A 6,716-nucleotide genomic window follows, 5' to 3' on the forward strand; every position below is an offset into this window, starting at 1 on the left:
CGACGTGGCGCCGCACGCCGGGCCGGCCGTCCTTCCGTGGCCGCCCCGGCGTCCTTCACGCCTCCTTGGGCGGAGCCGTGCTCTGCCGTACCACCAGGTGCGTCGCCAGTTCTATGCGCTGGGCGGCCGTGCCGGGGTCGTCCGGGCGGAGCAGCATCCGGGCGGCCTCCTCGGCCATGTGCCGCAACGGCTGGTGGACCGTGGTGAGCGGCGGGCTCGACCACTGCGCCAGCGGTACGTCGTCGTAGCCGACCACCGACAGCTCCTCCGGCACGCGCAGGCCCCTGACCCGGGCCGCCTCCAGGACGCCGAGCGCCTGGAGGTCGCTGCCCGCGAAGATCGCCGTGGGCCGGTCGGGACCCTCCAGCAGGTCCATGGCGTGCTCGAAGCCGCCCTGCACATGGAAGTCGCCGAAGCGCATCAGCCACGGGTCGGTCTCCAGACCCGCCATCGCCATGGCCGAGCGGTAGCCGTCGAGGCGCGCCAGTGAGCACAGCACGTCCTCGGGCCCGGTGATGATCGCGACCCGGACGTGCCCCTGGTCGGTGAGATGGCGGGTGGCGGCGAGGCCGCCGGCCCAGTTCGCCGAGCCGACCGAGGGCACGTCCGGGTCGGGGTCGCCCGCCGGGTCGATGACGACGAAGGGGATGGCCGCCGCCCTGAGCTGGCGCTTGATGTCCTCCCGGAGGGTGGAGAAGACCAGCACGACGCCCAGCGGCCTGCGTTGCAGCACGCCGGGGAGCCACTCCGGCGCGGGGGTGTGCCGGGTGCCGCTCTCGGTGAGGACGACCGTCGCGCGGTTCTCCTTGGCGACGTTCTCCACGCCCCGGATCAGCTCCATCGCCCAGATGCTCTCCAGCTCGTGGAAGACGATCTCGATGAGCGGTGAGCGGGACGCCGACGGGGTGCGACGGCGGTAGCCGTGGGCGTCCAGCAGCCGTTCCACCTTGGCCCGGGTGGCGCGAGAGACATCCGATCGGCCGTTGAGGACCTTCGAAACTGTCGGCATCGAAACGCCGGCCTCTTTCGCTACCGCGGCCAGGGTGACTCTGCCGTTCGCCGCGTCGTCATCGTGCATAGGCGCAGGATACGGCACCGCACGTCGATAACGGTTTGGGCGAGTACTGAATCGACCGTTGACCGAAACACCGGTCTGACCTACTGTCCAGCGGCATGGACTTTCGGTGATGATGCCGAAACTTTCGAAAGGCGAACGATGAAGACACGTGCGCGCTTGCCCAGACTGGTCGCCTGCGGTGCGACGCTCACCCTCGCACTGAGCCTCTCGGCCTGCGGCGACGGGAACGGCGGGGCGTCGGCGGACGACGGCAAGATCCATGTCCTGGTCTACGGGGACGCCACCAACAAGGTCGAGAAGCAGCTCGTCGACAAGTTCAACAAGACCTCCGACGTCAAGGTCGTCCTCGACACCATCCCCGGTGCGGACTACCAGCAGAAGCTGCAGACGATCATCAGCACCCCCCAGGCCCCGGACGTCTTCTTCAACTGGGGCGGCGGCAGCATCAAGCCGTTCGTCAAGGCCGGTCTGCTGATGCCGCTCGACGACTTCATCAAGAAGAACCCGGACCTGGAGAACAAGTTCCTGCCGTCCGTCTTCAACAACGCCGTCGTCGACGGCAAGCCGTACGGCATCCCGATGCGCGGCACCCAGCCGGTCCTGCTCTTCCACAACAAGGCGGTCCTCGACAAGGCGGGCGTCAAGCCGCCGAAGACCTGGGACGAGCTGCTCGACGCGGTCGGCGAGCTCAAGGACGAGGGCGTCACACCGATCGCGCTCGGCGGCGGCGACGTCTGGCCGACGCAGATGTGGTTCCAGTACCTCTACGACCGCATCGCCGGACCGGAGCTGTTCGCGAAGGCCGTCGGGGGCGACAAGAGCGCCTGGGAGAGCGCGGACAGCAAGAAGGCCCTGGACATGATCAGGGAGCTCGTCGACGCCGGCGCCTTCGGCAAGAACTACGACTCCGTCAAGTACACCAACGGCGGTTCGGTCCAGCTCGTGGCCGCGGGCAAGGCCGGCTTCGAGCTGATGGGCTCCTGGTACTACTCCCAGCAGCTCACGGACCACAAGGAGTTCGCCGAGAAGGACCTCGGCTACAGCGCCTTCCCGACCGTCGAGGGCGGCAAGGGCGACCCGGCCGACGTCGCCGGCAACACCAACAACTACTACTCGGTGATGAAGAAGACCAAGCACCCCGAGGCCGTCGCCGAGTTCCTGAAGCTCATGTACTCCGACGACTTCGTCAAGGCGCAGCTGGAGATCGGCAACCTGCCGACCACGACCAACACCGACAAGTTCATCGAGACCGCGGGCTCCCCCGAGTACTCGCGCTTCCAGTACGACCTGGTCGCCGACGCCCCGTCGTTCCAGCTCTCCTGGGACCAGGCGTACCCGCAGAAGGCCAGCTCGGACATGCACAAGGCCATCCAGCAGTTCTTCAACGGACAGCTCGACACGGACGGCTTCATCAAGGCCATGCAGGCCCTCCCGACCGAGTGACGAACGGCTCATGACGACACAGATCAAGAGCGCCCGGCCCGCCGCCGGACCCCGCAAGGGGTCCCGGCGGCGGCCGCCCGCCTCGTCCGCAACGACGGTGGGCCGCCCCGGCTTCGCCTGGGCGCTGCCCGCCGCAGTGTTCTTCGCCCTCTTCGCGATCGTCCCGCTGATCATGGTGGCGGTGCTGTCCTTCATGAGCTGGGACGGGCTCAGCTCGCCCGAGTTCGTCGGCACGGACAACTGGTCGCGCCTGATGGACGACCCGGTGATGCTCAAGAGCATCTGGCTGACCCTGCTGCTGACCGTGCTCGGCGTGGTCCTCCAGACCCCGCTGAGCATCCTGCTCGGCGTCTGGGCCGCCGGCCACCAGCGCAACCGGGCCGTACTGTCCGTCATCTACTTCATCCCGCTGCTGCTGTCCGCGACGGCCGTCTCCGTGCTGTGGCGGGCGCTGCTCGACCCGAACTTCGGCATCCCGGCCGAGGCCGGCTGGCTGTTCGGCGACGGCAACCTGTTCGGTGAACAGGCCACCGCCATCGGCGTGCTGGCGTTCGTCAGCACCTGGCAGTTCACCCCGTTCCACACCCTGATCTACCAGGGCGCCGCCCGCGCGATCCCCCAAGTGCTCTACCAGGCCGCGGAGATCGACGGGGCGGGCCGCTACCGGCAGTTCTTCCACATCACGCTGCCGCAGCTGCGCAACTCGATGATCACCTCGATGATCCTGATGATCGTCGGCGGCCTGACCACCTTCGAGACGGTCCTCATCCTGACCCAGGGCGGCCCCGGCACCGACACCACCATCAGCGCCTACTACATGTACGACAAGGCGTTCAAGAGCTTCGACTACGGCACCGGCTCCGCGATCGCCCTGGCCCTGGTCGTCGCGTCCACGATCATCTCGCTGATCGTCGTCCGGGTCTCCGGCTACGACAAGATGCGCAGCTCCATGGAGGGTGTGTCATGAGGCGCCGACCGAACTACGTGGCCGGCGTCGGCTCGCTCTTCTGGCTCTTCCTGGTCGGCCTGCCGCTGTACGTGATGCTCGCCGCGACCCTGCGCACCCGCCAGGACTACGCCGAGAACGGCCCGGTCTCCTTCCCGGACAGCTTCACGCTGGACAACTACACGGGTGCCTTCGACTCGGGCTTCGGCCAGTACTTCCTCAACACGCTCGTCGTCACCGCCTGCGTGATCGGCATCGTGCTGCTGCTGGTCCCGCCGCTCGCCTACGCGATCGTCCGCAGCCGCGGCCGGACCACGTCGGCGATCTTCCGGCTGTTCCTGCTCGGACTCGCCATCCCGGCCCAGGCCGTCATCGTGCCGATGTTCTACCTGATCAGCGAAGCCGGGCTGTACGACAACCTGCTGGGCGTCATCCTGCCCACGGCCGCGTTCTGCCTGCCGATGTCGGCGCTGATCCTCAGCGGCGCGATGCGCGACATCTCCCCGGAGCTGTACGAGGCCATGGCCATGGACGGCGCCACCCCTCGGCGCATGTTCTTCCAGCTCGTCCTGCCGCTGTCGAGGGGCGGACTGTCCACGATCGTGGTCTTCTCCGCGCTCCAGGCGTGGAACGGCTTCCTGTTCCCGCTCGTCCTGACCCAGTCCGACTCCACCAAGGTGGTCACCCTGGGTCTGTACAACTTCCAGACCGCGCACGGCATCGACATCCCCGGTCTGCTGGGAGCCGTGGTGCTGTCCATGGTGCCCATCCTGCTCGTCTACCTGTTCGCCCGTCGCGCCCTGGTCCAGGGTCTGATGGGCGTCGGAGGAAAGTGACTGCCGACGTGGCCGTAGAGACCACCCCCGAAATCCCCCTCTGGAACGACCCCGCCCACCCCGTCGCCGCCAGGGTCGACGCGCTGATCGGCGCGATGACCCTCCAGGAGAAGATCGCCCAGCTGTACGGCGTGTGGGTCGGCGCGTCCGCCAACGGCGGCGAAGTGGCCCCGCACCAGCACGACATGGAGGAGGCCGTCGACCTCGACGCGCTCCTGCCCGCCGGACTGGGCCAGCTCACCCGCCCCTTCGGCACCGCACCCGTCGACCCGGCGCTCGGCGCGCTCTCCCTGCTGCGCACCCAGTCCCGCATCACCTCGGCGGGCCGCTTCGGCATCCCCGCCGTCGCGCACGAGGAGTGCCTGGCCGGCTTCGCCGCCTGGGGCGCCACCGCCTATCCCGTCCCGCTCTCCTGGGGCGCCACCTTCGACCCGGACGTGGTGCGCCGGATGGCCGCCGCCATCGGCCGCGACATGCGGTCCGTCGGCATCCACCAGGGTCTCGCCCCCGTCCTCGACGTGGTCCGCGACGCCCGCTGGGGCCGGGTGGAGGAGACCATCGGCGAGGACCCGTACCTCGTCGGGACCATCGGCACCGCGTACGTCCAGGGCCTGGAGTCCGCCGGGATCGTCGCCACCCTCAAGCACTTCGTCGGCTACTCGGCCTCCCGCGCCGGACGCAACCTGGCCCCCGCCCCCATGGGCGCCCGCGAACGGGCCGACGTCCTGCTGCCGCCGTTCGAGATGGCGATCCGCGAGGGCGGCGCCCGCTCCGTGATGCACTCCTACACGGACACCGACGGCGTCCCCGCCGCGGCCGACGAGAGCCTGCTGACCGGACTGCTCCGCGACACCTGGGGCTTCGACGGCACCGTCGTCGCCGACTACTTCGGCATCGCCTTCCTCAAGACCCTGCACGGCATCGCCGCCGACTTCGCCGACGCCGCGGGCACCGCGCTGAAGGCCGGTGTCGACACCGAACTGCCCACCGTCAAGACGTTCGGCGGGCCGCTCACCGAGGCCGTCACCGCCGGCCGCGTCCCCGAGGCGCTCATCGACCGCGCCCTGCGCCGCGTCCTCGGCCAGAAGGCGATGCTCGGCCTGCTCGACCCGGACTGGAACCCGGTGCCGCCCGCGCTCGACGGCGTGGACCTGGACGACCCGGACGCCCTGCGCGGCACGATCGACCTGGACCGGCCCGAGAACCGGGAACTGGCCCGCGAGATCGCCGAGAAGGCGGTCGTCCTGCTCACCAACGACGGCACCCTGCCGCTCGCCGCGCCCCGCCGCATCGCCCTGGTCGGCCCCAACGCGGCCGAGGCCACCGCCGTACTGGGCTGCTACTCCTTCCCCCAGCACGTGGGCGTGCAGCACCCGGACGTCCCGGTCGGCATCGACCTGCCCACCCTGCGGGACACCCTGGCCGCCGAGTTCCCCGACGCGGAGATCACGACCGTACGCGGCACCGGCGTCGACGACGGGGACCTCTCCGGCATCGGCGAGGCGGTGGACGCGGCCAGGGACGCGGACATCGTCATCGCGGTCCTCGGCGACCGCGCGGGCCTGTTCGGCCGCGGCACCAGCGGCGAGGGCTGCGACGCGGAGTCCCTCGCCCTGCCCGGCGCCCAGCAGCACCTGCTCGACGCGCTGCTCGACTCCGGCAGGCCGGTGGTGACCGTCCTGCTCGCCGGCCGGCCGTACGCGCTCGGCCGCGCCGTCGCCGAGTCCGCGGCGATCGTGCAGTCCTTCTTCCCCGGAGTCGCGGGCACCCACGCCATCGCCGGCGTGCTCAGCGGCCGTACCGACCCCTCCGGACGGCTTCCGGTCAGTGTGCCGCGCGGCCCGGGATCCCAGCCGACCACCTACCTCGGCGCCCGGCTCGCCCAGGCCAGCGAGGTGTCCAACATCGACCCGACCCCGGCGTTCGGCTTCGGCCACGGTCTGACGTACACGAGTTTCGCCTGGAGCGACCTCGTCGTGGACGCGCGGGAGGCGGGCACGGACGGCGAGTTCGGCCTCGCCCTCACCGTCCGCAACACCGGTGGCCGTTCCGGCACCGAGGTCGTCCAGCTCTACCTGCACGACCCGGTCGCCTCCGTCGTCCAGCCGGTACAGCGGCTCGTCGGCTACACCCGGGTGGAGCTGGAACCGGGGGAGTCCCGCCGGGTCCGCGTCACCGTCCCGGCCGATGTGGCGTCCTTCACCGGCCGCGACGGCCGCCGGGTCGTCGAACCCGGTGACCTGGAACTCCGCCTCGCCACGTCGAGCACCGACGCGCGCCTGACGGCGACGGTCACCCTGACCGGCCCCGAACGCCGGGTGGACCACACCCGCCGCTTCCACGCGGCCTTCACCCAGGAGGCGTGACCCGGGCCCGCCCCGGAACCCGGCCGGCCCGGACCGCACACGCGGTC

Annotated in this window: 5 protein-coding genes; 4 read left to right on the forward strand and 1 reads right to left on the reverse strand. The window is 70.3% G+C overall.

Features of this window, described 5'->3' with window-relative positions; all coding sequences use genetic code 11:
- Positions 1 to 55 precede the first annotated feature (55 nt).
- A complete protein-coding gene (locus ACFV5H_RS32600) occupies positions 56 to 1,009 on the reverse strand; it encodes a LacI family DNA-binding transcriptional regulator (RefSeq protein ID WP_385198457.1) in 954 nt (317 codons plus the stop codon).
- A gap of 207 nt (positions 1,010 to 1,216) precedes the next feature.
- Here ACFV5H_RS32600 and ACFV5H_RS32605 point away from each other — a divergent pair, with 207 nt between their 5' ends.
- The 4 genes from ACFV5H_RS32605 to ACFV5H_RS32620 are packed head-to-tail and all read left to right on the forward strand — an operon-like array spanning position 1,217 to position 6,669.
- Positions 1,217 to 2,521 carry an ABC transporter substrate-binding protein gene (locus tag ACFV5H_RS32605; RefSeq protein WP_385055009.1) on the forward strand — a complete coding sequence of 435 codons (1,305 nt, stop codon included), beginning with the start codon at positions 1,217 to 1,219 and terminating at the stop codon, positions 2,519 to 2,521.
- Positions 2,522 to 2,531: 10 nt separating this feature from the next.
- Positions 2,532 to 3,488: a carbohydrate ABC transporter permease gene (locus ACFV5H_RS32610; RefSeq protein WP_385198459.1), complete on the forward strand. Its 957-nt coding sequence runs from the start codon at positions 2,532 to 2,534 to the stop codon at positions 3,486 to 3,488.
- The gene (locus tag ACFV5H_RS32615; protein WP_385059418.1) at positions 3,485 to 4,303 is read left to right on the forward strand and encodes a carbohydrate ABC transporter permease; all 819 of its coding nucleotides are present in this window, start codon (positions 3,485 to 3,487) and stop codon (positions 4,301 to 4,303) included. Before ACFV5H_RS32610 ends, ACFV5H_RS32615 begins: the two co-directional genes overlap by 4 nt.
- Positions 4,300 to 6,669: a glycoside hydrolase family 3 N-terminal domain-containing protein gene (locus ACFV5H_RS32620; RefSeq protein ID WP_385198461.1), complete on the forward strand. Its 2,370-nt coding sequence runs from the start codon at positions 4,300 to 4,302 to the stop codon at positions 6,667 to 6,669. The genes ACFV5H_RS32615 and ACFV5H_RS32620 overlap by 4 nt, the downstream gene beginning before the upstream one ends.
- Positions 6,670 to 6,716 lie beyond the last annotated feature (47 nt).

Source organism: Streptomyces sp. NPDC059787 (assembly GCF_042732315.1).
Classification (GTDB): Bacteria; Actinomycetota; Actinomycetes; order Streptomycetales; family Streptomycetaceae; genus Streptomyces; species Streptomyces atrovirens.